Origin of the sequence: Pseudomonas sp. NPDC087817, assembly GCF_044742875.1 — a bacterium.
Classification (GTDB): domain Bacteria; phylum Pseudomonadota; class Gammaproteobacteria; order Pseudomonadales; family Pseudomonadaceae; genus Aquipseudomonas.
Window position 1 is genome coordinate 13549 of the sequence record NZ_JBIUVJ010000066.1, and the last position, 14314, is coordinate 27862.

At 59.9% G+C, this 14314-nt stretch carries 13 protein-coding genes and 1 pseudogene; 1 reads left to right on the plus strand and 13 read right to left on the minus strand.

Features of this window, described 5'->3' with window-relative positions; translation table 11 throughout:
• Nucleotides 1–106 precede the first annotated feature (106 nt).
• From ACIONG_RS25840 to ACIONG_RS25865, 6 genes are all read right to left on the minus strand, one after another.
• Nucleotides 107–760: an HAD family phosphatase gene (locus ACIONG_RS25840; protein ID WP_213028018.1), complete on the minus strand. Its 654-nt coding sequence runs from the start codon at nucleotides 758–760 to the stop codon at nucleotides 107–109.
• Nucleotides 761–871: 111 nt separating this feature from the next.
• On the minus strand, nucleotides 872–1861 hold the full coding sequence (locus ACIONG_RS25845; protein ID WP_213028019.1) for an ABC transporter ATP-binding protein: 990 nt from the start codon (nucleotides 1859–1861) through the stop codon (nucleotides 872–874).
• On the minus strand, nucleotides 1858–2658 hold the full coding sequence (locus ACIONG_RS25850) for an ABC transporter permease (protein WP_401303524.1): 801 nt from the start codon (nucleotides 2656–2658) through the stop codon (nucleotides 1858–1860). The genes ACIONG_RS25845 and ACIONG_RS25850 overlap by 4 nt, the downstream gene beginning before the upstream one ends.
• Complete coding sequence (locus ACIONG_RS25855) at nucleotides 2645–3481, minus strand: ABC transporter permease subunit (protein WP_177431477.1); 837 nt, start codon at nucleotides 3479–3481, stop codon at nucleotides 2645–2647. Before ACIONG_RS25855 ends, ACIONG_RS25850 begins: the two co-directional genes overlap by 14 nt.
• 5 nt (nucleotides 3482–3486) lie before the next feature.
• Nucleotides 3487–4293 (minus strand): alkaline phosphatase family protein, encoded by an 807-nt coding sequence (locus ACIONG_RS25860; protein WP_103307245.1) that lies wholly within the window; start codon nucleotides 4291–4293, stop codon nucleotides 3487–3489.
• Between the two features lie 181 nt (nucleotides 4294–4474).
• Nucleotides 4475–5542, minus strand: coding sequence for an ABC transporter substrate-binding protein (locus ACIONG_RS25865; protein WP_401303526.1), 1068 nt, complete (start codon nucleotides 5540–5542; stop codon nucleotides 4475–4477).
• Nucleotides 5543–5893: 351 nt separating this feature from the next.
• Between ACIONG_RS25865 and ACIONG_RS25870 the strand changes: the two genes are divergently transcribed.
• Nucleotides 5894–6607, plus strand: a complete 714-nt coding sequence (locus ACIONG_RS25870; protein ID WP_103307243.1) for a UTRA domain-containing protein — start codon at nucleotides 5894–5896, stop codon at nucleotides 6605–6607.
• A 567-nt stretch (nucleotides 6608–7174) separates the two neighbouring features.
• On the opposite strand, the pseudogene ACIONG_RS25875 reads toward ACIONG_RS25870, so the two are convergent.
• The 7 genes and pseudogenes from ACIONG_RS25875 to minD form a co-directional block, all read right to left on the minus strand.
• Nucleotides 7175–8509 (minus strand): annotated as a pseudogene (locus tag ACIONG_RS25875) (amidohydrolase).
• A gap of 66 nt (nucleotides 8510–8575) precedes the next feature.
• Nucleotides 8576–10729 (minus strand): mechanosensitive ion channel family protein, encoded by a 2154-nt coding sequence (locus tag ACIONG_RS25880; RefSeq protein WP_401303528.1) that lies wholly within the window; start codon nucleotides 10727–10729, stop codon nucleotides 8576–8578.
• Between the two features lie 77 nt (nucleotides 10730–10806).
• Nucleotides 10807–10983, minus strand: coding sequence for a hypothetical protein (locus ACIONG_RS25885; RefSeq protein WP_177431475.1), 177 nt, complete (start codon nucleotides 10981–10983; stop codon nucleotides 10807–10809).
• A gap of 237 nt (nucleotides 10984–11220) precedes the next feature.
• A complete protein-coding gene (locus ACIONG_RS25890) occupies nucleotides 11221–12510 on the minus strand; it encodes a M18 family aminopeptidase (protein WP_007919200.1) in 1290 nt (429 codons plus the stop codon).
• A 177-nt stretch (nucleotides 12511–12687) separates the two neighbouring features.
• A complete protein-coding gene (locus tag ACIONG_RS25895) occupies nucleotides 12688–13323 on the minus strand; it encodes an RluA family pseudouridine synthase (protein WP_007960625.1) in 636 nt (211 codons plus the stop codon).
• Between the two features lie 91 nt (nucleotides 13324–13414).
• Nucleotides 13415–13669, minus strand: a complete 255-nt coding sequence (minE, locus tag ACIONG_RS25900) for a cell division topological specificity factor MinE (RefSeq protein ID WP_003223146.1) — start codon at nucleotides 13667–13669, stop codon at nucleotides 13415–13417.
• Nucleotides 13669–14314 (minus strand): septum site-determining protein MinD (gene minD / locus ACIONG_RS25905; RefSeq protein ID WP_401303530.1); only part of this gene is annotated, 646 nt, incomplete at its 5' end. The genes minE and minD, both read right to left, overlap by 1 nt.

The window sequence follows — 14314 nt, forward strand, 5'->3', positions numbered from 1 at the left end:
AACCCTGTAGGAGTGAGCCTGCTCGCGATGGCGGTCTGTCAGTCAGCATTGATGTTGGCTGACAGATCGCCATCGCGAGCAGGCTCACTCCTACATTTGATCTCCGTTATTTCCAGAGGTGGATTGGCCAGCCGGCTTTTTCGGCGTGCTCAAGCAGCACCGGATCCGGATTCACCACATGCGGGAAATCCACCTTCAGCAACAACGGTAGATCATTGCGCGAGTCGGAATAGAAACTCGCGCCTTCCAGGTTTTCTTCCTCGGCATCCAGCCATTCCAGCAACCGGGTAATCTTGCCTTCGCGATAGGTCAGGGTGCCCACGGTGTGGCCGCTGTACACGCCATGCGCGACTTCCAGTTCGATGCCCAGCACCTCGTCGATGCCCAGGCGATCGGCAATCGGTTTGACCAGATGTGTACCCGACGCCGAGATCACCAGAATCCGGTCGCCGGCCTTGCGGTGGGCGGCGATGGTTTTGGTCGCGTCGCTGAAGATGATCGGCTCGATGAAGTCTTCGACCCAGGGGCCGACAAGGTGCTCGACCTCTTCCGGCGTGCGGCCGATCAAGGGTTCGAGGCTGAACTCCATGTAGTCTTCCATGCGCAATTTGCCATGGCTGTAGGCGTCCATCAGCTCATTGTTCTTGCGCATGAACGACTCGGGATCGACCCAGCCCAGGCGCCCCATCTGCTCGCTCCAGAGGGTGGCGCAGTCGCCGTGGATCAGGGTTTCGTCCAGATCAAAAATTGCCAGGGCCATCAGTTCTCTCCGAGAACAGCTGCGAGCTACAAGCTTCGAGCTGCAAGAATTGGAATCAGCTGCGCCGCAGTCTACAACTTGAAGCTTGTAGCTCGAAGCTTGCAGCTGCTTTTAAGCTACCTCACACAGGGCAGTCGGATCGATGGAAAGTGCCAGGCGCTGACCGTCGGGGTGCAGATCGGCGGCCGAGCGGTTAAGCACATCCACCACCAGTTCCACGCCACGCGCCTCAATCCGGTAGCGGATGACGTTACCGAGCAGGCTGTGGCTGCGAATCTGCGCGTCGAGTTCGCCGTTGAGGCTCAGTTCGATAGCTTCCGGGCGAATGGCGATGCGGTGGTTGATCGGCCGTTGCAATAGCTTCGACGCGTCATCGGCGTCGAGCAGGTTGTAGTTGCCGATAAACCCGGCAGCGAATACATCGACCGGAGCGGTGTACAGGGTTTCAGCGTCGCCGCTCTGTACGATTTTTCCCTGATTCATCAGGAAAATCCGATCAGACATGGTCAGCGCTTCTTCCTGGTCGTGGGTGACGAAGATTGTCGTAAGGCCGAGTTCGCGCTGGATCTGACGGATTTGTTCGCGCAGGTGTTTACGAATCCGCGCATCAAGTGCCGACAGCGGTTCATCCAGCAACAACAGACGCGGGCGGGTGACCAACGAACGGGCGAGGGCGACACGCTGGCACTGGCCACCGGACAACTGATGCGGATAGCGGCTGGCGAAGTCGTTCAGTTCAACCAGTTTCAACACTTCGGCAACGCGCTTTTGGCTGTCGTCGGCGTTGACCTTTTGCATGCGCAGGCCGAAGGCAACGTTCTGTTCCACGGTCATGTTGGGGAACAGCGCGTAGCTCTGGAACACCATGCCGATACCGCGTTTCTGCGGACTCAACGGCACGATATCGACACCGTCGAGCAGGATCTTGCCGCCATCCACCGGCGTCAGGCCGGCGATGCAGCGCAGCAGGGTGGATTTGCCACAGCCGGACGGGCCGAGCAGGGTGACGAATTCGCCCTTGTTGATTTCGCAGTTGATGTCGCTGAACACCGTGGTGCCCGCGTAGTTTTTTTGCAGGTGTTGGACGCTGACATAGCTCATTCGCTTTTGTCCTTGTTCAAGATGTTGGCGATCCAGGTCAGGACCAGCACGAATAAGAAATACGAGATGACCAGCGCACTGGTGAAATGCCCGCTGCTATTGCGCATGTTGTTCAGATAAACCTGCAGGGTTTCGTAGCGGGTGCCGACGAGGATGTTGGCGAAGACGAACTCACCGAACAGGAACGAGAACGACAGCAGCAGCGCGACCATCAGGCCTTTACGCAAATTCGGCAGCACCACCAGAAACGCCGCTTGAAAGGTGCTGGCGCCGAGCAGTTGCGCGGCGTCCATCAGGTCGCGCAGGTTGATCGCTTGCAGGTTGTTGGTGATCGCCCGGTACATGAACGGTAGCGCCACGGTGAAGTAGCAACCGATCAGAATCCAAGGCGTACCGACCATCGCCATCGGCCCGGAACCGTACAGTTGCAACAGGCCCACCGACGACACCACTGGTGGCACCGCGAAGGGCAGCAAGATCAGGATGTTCATCAGCGCATCGAGTTTCGGGAAGTGGTAATGCACCACGAACAGCAGCGGCAGGATCAGCACCACCGACAGCACCAGCGCGCCGACGCAAACGAGCAGCGACTGGCCAAAGGCGTGGAGAAAGCGCGGGTCGCTCCACAACTGGATGTACCACTTGAAGGTGAAGCCGCTGGGCAGAATGGTCGCCGACCAACTGCTGGCGATCGAATAGACCAGCGTGCCGGCCAGTGGCAACAGGAGGATGGCGAACAGCAGGTAGACCACGACGCGGTGGTAGACACCGGCCGGGCCGGATTCAGCGCGAGACATGGTAGCTCCTCTTCAACAGCAGTTGATGCACAACCGTCACGATGGTCATCAGCGCCACCAGTACCACAGCCAGCGCACTGGCCAGATTCGGATCGAGAGAGATATCTCCGGAGACCATCGCCGCAATACGGATCGGTAGCACGTTGAAGTTGCCGGTGGTCAGCGCGTACACCGTGGCGTAGGCGCCAAGGGCGTTGGCCAGCAGGATCACAAACGTGCCTAGCAATGCCGGGGTCAACACCGGCAGGCCGATGTGTCGCCAGAACTGCCAGCCATTGGCGCCGAGCAGCGCAGCGGACTCGCGCCAGTCTTCGCGCAAGGCGTCGAAGGCCGGGTAGAGCAGCAGTACGCCGAGGGGAATCTGGAAGTAGGTGTAGAGAATGATCAGGCCGGTTTTCGAGTACAGGTTGAAGTCCTGAATGATCCCGGCCTGCTTGAGCATGATGGTGAAGCTGCCGTTGAAACCGAGCAGGATGATGAACGCGAAGGCCAGAGGCACGCCGGCAAAGTTGCTGGTCATGTTGGCGAAGGCATTGACGAAATTGCGCAGTTTGGAGTCGACCCGGCGCAGCGAATACGCACCGAGCACGGCGATGATGATGCCGAATACACTCGACCAGAAACTGATCTCGAGGCTGTACTGGATCGCTTGCAGATAGAACTTCGAGCTAAAGATCCTGGTGAAGTTTTCCAGTCCCCAACCGAATTCCTCCGATTGCAGGCTGTTGATCATCACCCAGATCAGCGGAGCGATTTCGAAGACGATAAAGAACAGGGCGAAGGGCACCAGACACAGGGCCGCCAGCCATTTGCCGCGAGTCATGGCATTCACTTGAGCAACTCCCGGCACACAGGTTTGTCGTGGGGTACGCCGAGCAGTTCGCAGACCGTGCCGCAAATTTCCGTCTGTTTCGGTGTGGCGTTTGCGTCGAGGCTGAAGGCGTCACCGAGGACGAACAACGGCACCTGACGTTCTTCGGGAAGCAGGCCGTTGTGCGAGCGGTCGTTGTTCATGCCGTGGTCGGCAGTCACCAGCACCTGATAACCGGCGTCGAGCCAGCCCTGCACATAGTCGGCGAGATAGATGTCGGCAAAACGTGCGCTGTTGCGGTATTGCGCGGTGTCGAGGCCGTGCTTGTGGCCGGCGTCGTCGATGTTCATCGGGTGGATCAGCAGGAAGTCCGGCGCGTGGCGCAGGCGCAGGTGTTCCGCGTCGGCGAACAGGTGCGAATCCGGGTAGTGATCCTGCCAGTAGAAATGGCCGTGCTGGATCGGCAGCGTCGGATCGTCGGTGTGACGGTCGCGGGCGGCCACGAATGGCGAGCGGTTGTACAACTCGCTGACCCAGTGATAGGCGGCAGCGGCGGTTTTCAGCCCGGCGTCGCGCGCGTAGTGATAGATGCTGCGCTGGTTGGACAGGCGCGAGACGTTGTTGTGGACGATGCCGCTGTCAATCGGCGGCACGCCGGTGAGGATGCATTCGTAAAGCGGTCGGGACAGGGCCGGCAACTCGCACTCCAACTGGTAGAGCGCGGCGCGTCCTGCGCCAACGTAAGCCTGCAGATGCCCCATGGCGTGACGCGCGACTTCATAGTTGAGGCCGTCGAGCACGACAAGGATGACGTTGTGCTTCATAGGGGCAAAAACTCCGCGAAACAATAAATCGGAAAACTCGAAATCGACACGGATCCTGTGGGAGCGGGCTTGCCCGCGATGGCGTCATGTCATTCAACCGATGTGTTGAATTTGAAATTGCCATCGCGGGCAAGCCCGCTCCCACAGGGTTTTGCGTCAGACCCATTGGGGATCTACAGGGTTACTTCATCTCTACGATGACTTCTTCGTTCCACTTCTGCGGCAGGGCCTTGGAAGTTTTTTCCCACGCATCGGCGTCTTTGATCGGCGTGACCTTTTTGTACTGCTCGTTCGGCAGCAGCTTGGCTTTCACGTCTTCCGGCAGTTGCAGGTGCTCGGCGCGGATTGGGCGCGCATTGCCTCGGGCGAGGTTGGTCTGGCCGGCGTCGCTGAAGATGTATTCGCGGGTCAGCTTGGCGGCGTTAGGGTTTTTCGCGTATTTGTTAATGATCGTGGTGTAGCCGGAAATCACCGAGCCGTCGGACGGAATCAGCACCACGTAGTCATCCGGGTTGGCCATCTTTGCCTTGTAGCTCAGGCCATTGAAGTCCCAGACCACACCGACTTCGATCTCGCCTTTTTCCATGGTGGCGATGGTCGGGTTGGCCATCGACAGGCGACCTTGCTTGGCGATGTCCGCGAACAGCAGCAGGGCCGGCTGGATGTTTTTCTCGTCGCCACCGTTGGCCAGGGCAGCAGCGAGAACGCCGTTGGCCGCTTGTGCGGCGGTGCTCACGTCACCAATGGAGACCTTGTATTTGCCGCCCTTGAGGTCAGCCCATTTGGTCGGTACCTCGGAACCGTGCAGCAGTTTTTTGTTGACGATGAAGGCGATGGTACCGGTGTAGGCCAGCGCCCAGTTGCCGTCCTTGTCCTTGGCCCAGTCCGGGACTTGATCCCAGGTGCTTGGCTTGTACGGCTGCACCACGCCTTGCTTGACCGCGATCGGGCCGAAGGCTGCACCGACGTCGCCGATGTCGGCGCTGGCGTTGTCTTTTTCGGCAGCGAACTTGGCGATTTCCTGAGCCGAGCTCATGTCGGTGTCGATGTGTTTCAGGCCATAGGTCTTGGCCAGGTCTTCCCAGGTGCCTTTCCAGTTGCCCCAGTCATCGGGCATGCCGACACTGTTGACGGCGCCTTCCGCTTTCGCAGCGGCTTCGAGGGTTTTCAGATCGGTGCCTGCCGCCATGGCGGAGGTGCACATTGCAATGGTCGAGCCTAACAGTGTTGCCAGGAAAAGCTGTTTCATTCCGAAGCTCCTTGGTCGTGTTCAACGCTGCGATTGCGGTTTGTGTTGGTCTAGGTCAGCAATACCTGAGCCAATTTAAGGGGGCTGGATGACACTTTGATGTCGGTGGTCGCCGGACAAGCCTTTTATTTGCCCTGTTTCGACGGCTGCCCGCTAAGCGTAGACCATGCTCAAAGCCCCGGAGAGCAAGGGACTTGGCCGATGTATTGCAAGTCGTTTAGCCGACCGTTCAGCAGGTTTGTCATCTCTCGGTCATCTGCACTGCCTAGGCTTGCAACACACGAATGCGGTGAGATCGCCGTGCGGTTTTGCCCCGAAACAGTGCTGGTCTAGTCCAGATAGGTAACGTTGATGCGCGATGAGGCAACAAAAGCGGTGACAGCGATTGGCCAGGTGTTGCAGGAGCAACTTGACCACGGGCTATTGGCGCCTGGCAGTAAGTTGCCGGCCGAGCGCAAGCTCAGTGAGTTGTTCGGCACGACGCGGATTACTGTGCGCGAGGCGTTGTTGCAACTGGAGGCGCAAGGGCAGATTTATCGTGAGGAGCGGCGGGGCTGGTTCGTTTCGCCGCCGCGTCTGGCTTATAACTTGATGCAGCGCAGTCACTTTCACGCGATGGTCAGTGCGCAGGGGCGGGTGCCGTCGACCGAGGTGATTTCGGCTCGACTGCAACCGGCGTCGGCGGCGGTCTGTGCCTGGTTGCAGTTGCCGGCGCTGTCGAGTGTGATTCAGATTTGTCGGTCGCGGCGGATTGATGGGCGGCTGGTGCTTTATGTGGAGCATTATCTGAATCCGCAGTTTTTTCCGGGGATTCTGGATTTTGATTTGAATCAGTCGATTACCGAGTTGTATGCGCGGCATTACGATTTGCACTATGGGCGGGTGCGCTTTGAGATTGTGCCTACGTCGTTGTCGGTGGATGCGGCGGCGGCTTTACGGGTGTCGGTGGGGAGTCCGGGGTTGCGGATTGCTCGGGTCAATTATGATCAGCATGAGCGGTTGATTGATTGTGATCTGGAGTTTTGGCGGCATGATGCGATTCATGTTGGGGTTGATGTGGTTTGATTGGTTTTGGGGGCATATCCGTTGCTTCGGGTGTTGCTGATTAGGGTTCCGCCCTTACGGCGGGTCACTTTTTCCAGACGCCGAAAAAGTAACCAAAAAGGCTTGCTCCTACGTGCGGCCCGCTCGCTGGGGCTCGGGGTTCCTTCGCTCCGGGATCGATCCGGGCGCATCGCCTCCGGTTTGCTTCGCTGCACCTCCTCTCGATGTGTTTGGCTGCGCCAAACGGTCGCTGCGCTCCCACCCCCGGATCAATCCCTCCACTCAGCCTTCCGACGTCGCCCGTGGATCAAGATCAAAAGCGGTACTCGAGCTTGCGCTCATTGTGTTGAGTGGTGAGAAGCAGAAGCGATATTGGTTTACCGGTTGGACTCAATCCCTGTGGGAGCTGGCTTGCCAGCGATGGCGGCCTGACAGCCGACCTGTTTCTTGCGGATGTACTCGATCCCTTGTAGGAGTGAGCCTGCTCGCGATGGCGGCCTGTGAGCCGACCAATTTCTGGCAGACTGCACACGGTCCAAATGTGGGAGCGAGCTTGCTCGCGAAGGCACTCCCACAGTCACCTCATCTCTACTTACCCGCCCCCGCATTGGCATACAAATAATCCGTCGCCAGCGACGCCAATGTCCTCACGCCCACCACCAACGCCGACTCATCCACAAAGAACCCCGGATTATGATTCGGTGCTGCCTTGCTCATGTCCTGATCCCGTGGCGTCACGCCCAGAAACACAAACAACCCCGGCACTTCCTTGGCATAGAACGAAAAGTCTTCCGCGCCCCCCACCAGCGGTGCATTCACCACATCATCCTTGGCTGCCCATTTCAACGTCGGCAGCATTTTTTAGGTCAGTGCCGGGTTGTTGATGGTCGGGTCGTATTTTTCGATGATGGTGACATCAGCTTTCGCGCCGCCGCTCTCGGCGATTTTCTCGACGGTCTGGCGCACGTCCGCATGCAGTTTCTGGCGAATGCCATAGTCGTAAGAGCGGATGGTCCCGGTCATGTCGACGGATTCGGGAATGATGTTGTAGCGGGTGCCGCCGTTGATGGTGCCGATGCTGACCACTGAGGGGTAAGACGAGATGTCGGTACGACGGCTGACCACGGTTTGTAGGCCGACGATGGTTTGGGCGCCGACGGTGATTGGGTCGATGCCGTCCCAGGGACGGCCGGCGTGGGTTTGTTTGCCGAGGATTTTGATGCGCAGGTCGTCGGAGCTGGCGAGGGTGGCGCCGGGGCGGTAGGCGATCTGGCCGGCGGGGATGCCGGCCCAGACGTGCAGGCCGAAGACAGCGTCGGGTTTGGGTGATTTCATTACGCCTTCTTCGACCATCATTTTCGCGCCCCAGCTGTTTTTGCCGTCGGGAATGAAGTCGCTCGGACCTTCTTCCGCCGGTTGGAAGTAGAACACCACGGTGCCGGGCAGGGTGTCGCGCATGCCGGTGAGAATTTTTGCCGTGCTGAGCAGGATGGCGGTGTGGGCGTCGTGGCCGCAGGCGTGCATGGCATCTACCTCTTTGTCGAGGTAGGTGCCTTTGGCTTTCGAGGCGAACGGCAGGTCGGAAACTTCCTTGACCGGCAGGGCGTCCATGTCGGCGCGCAGGGCCACGGTCGGGCCGGGCAGGGCGCCTTTGAGGATGGCGACCACGCCGGTGCGGGCGACGCCGGTTTTGACTTCCAGGCCCATGGCTTTCAGTTGTTTGGCGACCAGTTCCGACGTGCGTTTTTCGCTGTTGCCGAGTTCCGGGTGGGCGTGGATGTCGCGGCGGGTTTCCAACAGTTCGGGTTCAAGCTGTTTGGCTTGCGCGGCGATCTGTTCGCGGGTGCTGTCCATTGTCGCCGCGACGGCGTTACTGGCGATCAGGGTGAGCAGAAGGGCTTGGGCAATGCGTGTCAGCTGCATCGGGTTTCTCCATGGTTATTGTTTTTCTGGCTTCCCTGCCTGTGACCCGAACGTCGTGCCTAAGTGCTATTCCTTCGGCTGGCCACCACCGGCAGTGATCACCTGCACACTCATTCTCGGCGTCGCCAGATCCAGTCCTGCCTCGTCCAGATGCCGCTTGAGCGACAGGTTGAAGGCCCGGGAAACTTCCCATTGTTTGATCGGCGCGGTCTTGAAGCGGGCGCGCAGGATCGCGCTGCCGGACTCGAAACTCTCGACACCCTGAATCTCCAGCGGCGACCAGATGTTGCGCCGTTGCAGTGGATCGGTGCGCATCTTCTGGCCGACTTCGCGCATCAGTTTGATCGCGTCGTCGATTTCCATGTTGTATGGCACAGCTACGCGGAAGATCGCGTAGCCGAATTCCCGCGAGTAGTTCTTGATGCTTTTGATTTCGCTGAACGGGATCGTGTGGACGATGCCGTCGATGTCGCGCAGGCGCACGGTACGGATGGTCAGGCCTTCGACGGTGCCGAGGTGGCCGCCGACGTCGACGTAATCATCGATGGCCAGCGAGTCTTCGATGATGATGAACAGGCCGGTGATCAGGTCCGCGACCAGTGACTGCGCGCCGAAACCGATGGCCAGACCGATGACACCGGCACCGGCCAGCAGTGGCGTGACGTTCATGCCCATGTTCGCCAGGGCGACGATCAGCGCAATGATGAAAATCGCCACGAACAGCACGTTGCGGATCAGCGGCATCATCGTCTGCGCGCGGGCGTTGGCCAAGCCTTTGCGCGAGCGGGTGAGGGCGTGATGCACAGCGGTGTCGGCGAGAATCCAGATCAGCCAGGAGAAGATCAGTGTGCCGATCAGGCTGAACAGTTTGACGCTGACGTCATGGCCTTCGCCTTCGGCAAAACCGATCAGCGACTGGCCCCACACCCGCAGGCCGAGTTCGATGAACACCAGCCATACCAGCAGATGCGCGAGTGTGTAAAAGAAGCTTTTCAGGCGCTCGGAGTAGAGCGCGTGGCGTTTCGCTCCGCGTTGCGGTTTGAGCGAATGCCGGCGTACCAATCCATTGATGACCATGCACAACACCAGCAGCACGGTGCAGATCAGCGACTGGCGCAGCGCGGTGCTGGTGTCGCCAGCGGAAACAAACGTGGCGAACAGCGAAATGCCGACCAGTACCAGCGCCGGCACGTACCAGAAGGTCCCGAGGATTTCGATGGTGTCGCTGAGGGCGCGGCGGGTCAGGCGCCGGGATAGCGGCTGATTGCGGATCAGGTGCGCGATCGGCCGGCGGAAACGCAGGATGAACAGCCCGGTTGACAGCGCGGCGAGGACATTGGCGACAGTCGCCGCCGTGTGTGCCAAGTGCACGCCGAGGCTCTCGATCAGACGCGGGTCGTTCAGCGCTTCACCAAACGCAGCAAAACTGCCGATCAGCCACAATGGCCGGAACGCCTGATGGCGCAGGATGTACAACGCGCGATGGCGGTGCGGGCCGTCGAGCAGGGAGAATGCGATCACGCAGATCGCCGAGAAACAGGTGCCGACCACCAGCGCATAGGCCAGCACCATCGCCAGGCTTTTGCCCAGTGACGAGGGCAGGGCGTAGCTCATGTAAACGGTCATCACCAAAGCGATCAACCACGGCCCGAGTTTGCGCAACGCGAAGCGCAGCATATCGAGAGCCTTGGGGTGTTGCGGCAGTTCTTCGGTGAGACCAAAGCGCATGCGCACCCGGTGGCCGAGCCAGATCAGCGCGGCGGCGAGCAGGCTCCAGACCATCAGAATCACCGCGAAGCCGAAGATGATCGGCAGCCATTCACTGGCCGGGAGCAGCATGGCTTTCAGCTCATCCTTGGCCAGATCGAACTCGTTGGACCAGCGATTGAGCGGGCTGTCGGCGCCGGAGAATTGTTTTTCGAAACTGGCCAGCGTGCCGCCGATCAGGCCGAGAACGCCTTCTTCCGGTGAGGCCTGAGCCTTTTTCGTGGCGTCGCGCAGCTTTTTCAGATCGGTCAGCAACTGCGCACGTTGCTTGTCGTTTTCCAGCGACTTGATGACTTCATCGAGGGATTGCCCCAGCGGTTCCTGGGCTTCGGGCTGCGTCTTGCTGGTGTTGAGCAGGCCCGGCAGACCGACCGCGTGGGCAGGCGCCACGGGCAGCAGCGTCATCAGGCAGACGAGGAACAGGCAGGGTAGAGCAAACAGACGAGCAAACACTAGGCGGTCAACCTCGCAAGGGGCGGATTCGCTGGAGTGTACGAGCCCGCCTGATTCAATGCGAGCCGGGCGCGGATTTATTCGTTGAGTTTGGCGAGGATCTTGTAGACCACGGTGGCGAGGATCATCAGCATGCCGATCCACATGGCGAACACCCCGGCGTTCTTGTCGCGGAAGTTGAAGCCGATGGCCAGCAGGATCATTCCGCACAAGATCGGAATGAGCATGGCGTGGAAGGAGGACATCGAGATCATGGTGACTGCCTTGTCGGGAGGGATGATTCAAGTCTAGGTCGGTTTCTGACGCGGGTGGTGATGTGTGTCAGCAATGAGCCGGTGTTTGCTCGATCTTGTGGCGAGGGAGCTTGCTCCCGCTCGGCGGCGCAGCCGTCGTAAATTCTGAGCACACGATCATGCTGACTCTACGCGTGCTCAGGTTTTGGGGCCGCTTCACAACCCGGCGGGAGCAAGCTCCCTCGCCACAAATACTGCTTACGGCAATTCGCGGCAGGCGTAGAACGCGCTCAGCACTTTCACCAGATGCGCCAGGTCATGGCTGCCGCACAACTCGCGAATCGAGTGCATGGCGAAGGTCGGCAGGCCGATATCGACGGTGCGCACACCCAGGTGGCTGGCGGTGATCGGGCCGATGGTCGAGCCGCAGCCCATGTCACTGCGCACCACGAAGCTTTGCACCGGCACTTCTTCGGCCATGCACAGATGACGGAAGAACCCGGCGGTTTCGCTGTTGGTGGCGTAGCGCTGGTTGCTGTTGACCTTGATCACCGGACCGGCATTGAGTTTCGGGCCGTGGTTGGCGTCGTGCTTCTCGGCATAGTTCGGGTGTACGCCGTGGGCGTTGTCGGCCGAAACCAGCAGGGATTTCTGGATGGTGCGGACGAACTCGTCACCTTCCGGCAGCAGGCGGCGCAGGGTCTGTTCGAGCATCGGGCCGTCGGCACCGCAGGCCGAGCAGGAGCCGACTTCTTCGTGATCGTTGCACACCAGCACGCAGGTTTCGTCGGTCTCGGCAGTGAGCAAGGCTTGCAGGCCGGCGTAGCACGACAGCAGGTTGTCCAGGCGCGCGCCGGCGATGAAGTCGCCGTTCAGGCCAATCACTGCAGCACTTTGCGTGTCGTAGAAACTCAACTCGTAATCGAGCACGACGTCGGCGTTCAAGCCATGTTCGCGGGCCAGTTGATCGGTGAGTACGGCGCGGAAGTCGACGCGCTCGTCACCGGCAAATTGCGCGAGAATCGGCGGCAGTTCGGTCTGCGCGTTGATTGCCCAGCCTTGATTGGCTTCACGGTTGAGGTGAATGGCCAGGTTCGGAATGATCGCGATCGGCGCCTTGAAGTCGATCAACTGACTTTCGACCTTGCCGTCGCGGCGGAAGGTCACGCGGCCGGCCAGCGAAAGATCGCGGTCGAACCACGGGGCCAACAGCGCACCGCCGTAGACTTCGACGCCCAGTTGCCAGAAGCCCTGACGCTGCAGCTCCGGTTGCGGTTTGACTCGCAGGCACGGGCTGTCGGTGTGCGCGCCCACCAGGCGGATACCGCCGTGCAGTGGCGAAGTGCGGCCCATTTTGATCGCGACGATCGAGGAGTCGTTACGGGTGACGTAATAGCGGCCGTTAGGCTCGGTGGTCCATGGCTCGCGCTCGTCGAGGCGCACGAAACCGGCAGCCTCCAGACGTTGAACAAGGCTGGCAGTGGCGTGGAACGGGGTAGGGGAGGCCTTGAGAAAGTCGATCAGGCCTTGGTTCAACTCTTCGCGCATAAGAAACTCCAGACAGCAATGGGCGGGAGTTTAACGCATCGGCCGGGGAATTGAATCTGCACCGGATCCCTGTAGGAGTGAGCCTGCTCGCGATAGCGGTGTGTCATTCAAATAATTCTGGTCTGACACACCGCTATCGCGAGCAGGCTCACTCCTACAGGGTTTCTGCGCAAGCCGTCAGAAGGGGGCGGGGCACTCGAAGCGCAGGCGTTCACCGGTTTGCGGATGGGTGAAGCTGAGCATGCTCGCGTGCAGGCACAGGCGCGGCCAGGCAGCGAGGGCTTGTTCGTGTGCGTAGAGGCCATCGCCAAGCAACGGATGCCCGATCGACAGCATGTGTACACGCAACTGGTGCGAGCGGCCGGTGATCGGCGTCAGCTCGACGCGGCACCAGTCGCCGCAACGTTCCAGCACGCGCCAGAAGGTCAGCGCATGTTTGCCGAACTCATGATCCACCACGTGACGCGGCTTGGTCGGCGGGTCGTAGCGCAGCGGCAAATCGATGCTGCCGCTGTCCAGTTCCGGCTGACCCCACGCCAGCGCGGTGTAGGCTTTTTCGGTTTCGCGGTCATGAAACTGACGCGACAGTTCGCGATGGGTGTCGGCGTCACGGGCCAGCAGAATGATCCCCGAAGTTTCCCAGTCCAGACGATGGACGATGCGCGCTTCCGGGTAGCCGTTTTCCTGCAAGCGGGTTATCAGGCAGTCCTTGTTGTCGTCGGCGCGACCGGGCACCGAAAGCAGCAGGGTCGGTTTGTCGACCACCAATACGGCGGCGTCCTGATGGATGATGCGGATGTTGGACAACGGCATTAAAACAGCCTCGTAACAAATGCCAACGGCGGCTCAGGGCCATTCCGGTATGGGAATGGCCCTGAGCCGCCGTCGTTCCTGCCGGATCGACTCAGCGATCTGGCAGGGTGATGTTGAGTTCCAGAATCGAGCAACTGCCCTGGCTTTCCAGTGCAACGTGTACGTCGTCGTTGCCGATGTTTACGTACTTGCGGATCACGTCGACCAGTTCCTTCTGCAAGGCTGGCAGGTAATCCGGCGTGCTGCGCTGGCCGCGCTCATGCGCCACGATGATCTGTAGACGCTCTTTCGCTACCGAGGCGGTACTTGGCTTTTTGTTGGCACGAAAGAAGTCAAAAAGGTTCATTACCTACCTCCAAACAGGCGCTCGAAGAATCCCTTCTTCTCGACATCGAGGAAACGGTGGGCTTTTTCTTTGCCCAGCAAACGGTCGACGGTATCGCTGTAAGCCTGACCGGCATCGCTCTGGTCGTCGAGAATCACCGGTACGCCCTGGTTGGATGCCTTGAGCACCGCCTGGGATTCCGGGATCACGCCGAGCAGGGTTACCGAGAGGATTTCCTTGACGTCTTCAACGCCAAGCATCTCGCCCTTTTCAACACGCTCCGGGTGGTAGCGGGTGATCAGCAGGTGTTCCTTGATCGGGTCTTCGCCACGTTCGGCGCGACGCGACTTGCTGGCCAGCAGGCCGAGCATGCGGTCCGAGTCGCGTACCGAGGACACTTCCGGGTTGGTCACGACGATCGCTTCGTCAGCGAAGTACATGGCCAGGTGCGCACCTTTTTCGATGCCGGCCGGGGAGTCGCAGACCACGAACTCGAATTGTTCCTTGAGCTCCATCAGAACCTTTTCCACGCCTTCGACAGTCAGCGCGTCTTTGTCGCGGGTCTGACTGGCGGCCAGTACGTAGAGGTTTTCCAGACGCTTGTCTTTGATCAGCGCCTGTTGCAGGTTGGCTTCGCCGTTGACCACGTTGACGAAGTCATACACC

Bases quoted from the DNA above. Each gene is read 5' to 3' on its own strand.
- ACIONG_RS25840 (WP_213028018.1), bottom strand. From the start codon at position 760: ATGGCCCTGGCAATTTTTGATCTGGACGAAACCCTGATCCACGGCGAC.
- ACIONG_RS25845 (WP_213028019.1), bottom strand. From the start codon at position 1,861: ATGAGCTATGTCAGCGTCCAACACCTGCAAAAAAACTACGCGGGCACC.
- ACIONG_RS25850 (WP_401303524.1), bottom strand. From the start codon at position 2,658: ATGTCTCGCGCTGAATCCGGCCCGGCCGGTGTCTACCACCGCGTCGTG.
- ACIONG_RS25855 (WP_177431477.1), bottom strand. From the start codon at position 3,481: ATGACTCGCGGCAAATGGCTGGCGGCCCTGTGTCTGGTGCCCTTCGCC.
- ACIONG_RS25860 (WP_103307245.1), bottom strand. From the start codon at position 4,293: ATGAAGCACAACGTCATCCTTGTCGTGCTCGACGGCCTCAACTATGAA.
- ACIONG_RS25865 (WP_401303526.1), bottom strand. From the start codon at position 5,542: ATGAAACAGCTTTTCCTGGCAACACTGTTAGGCTCGACCATTGCAATG.
- ACIONG_RS25870 (WP_103307243.1), top strand. From the start codon at position 5,894: ATGCGCGATGAGGCAACAAAAGCGGTGACAGCGATTGGCCAGGTGTTG.
- ACIONG_RS25885 (WP_177431475.1), bottom strand. From the start codon at position 10,983: ATGATCTCGATGTCCTCCTTCCACGCCATGCTCATTCCGATCTTGTGC.
- ACIONG_RS25890 (WP_007919200.1), bottom strand. From the start codon at position 12,510: ATGCGCGAAGAGTTGAACCAAGGCCTGATCGACTTTCTCAAGGCCTCC.
- ACIONG_RS25895 (WP_007960625.1), bottom strand. From the start codon at position 13,323: ATGCCGTTGTCCAACATCCGCATCATCCATCAGGACGCCGCCGTATTG.
- minE (WP_003223146.1), bottom strand. From the start codon at position 13,669: ATGAACCTTTTTGACTTCTTTCGTGCCAACAAAAAGCCAAGTACCGCC.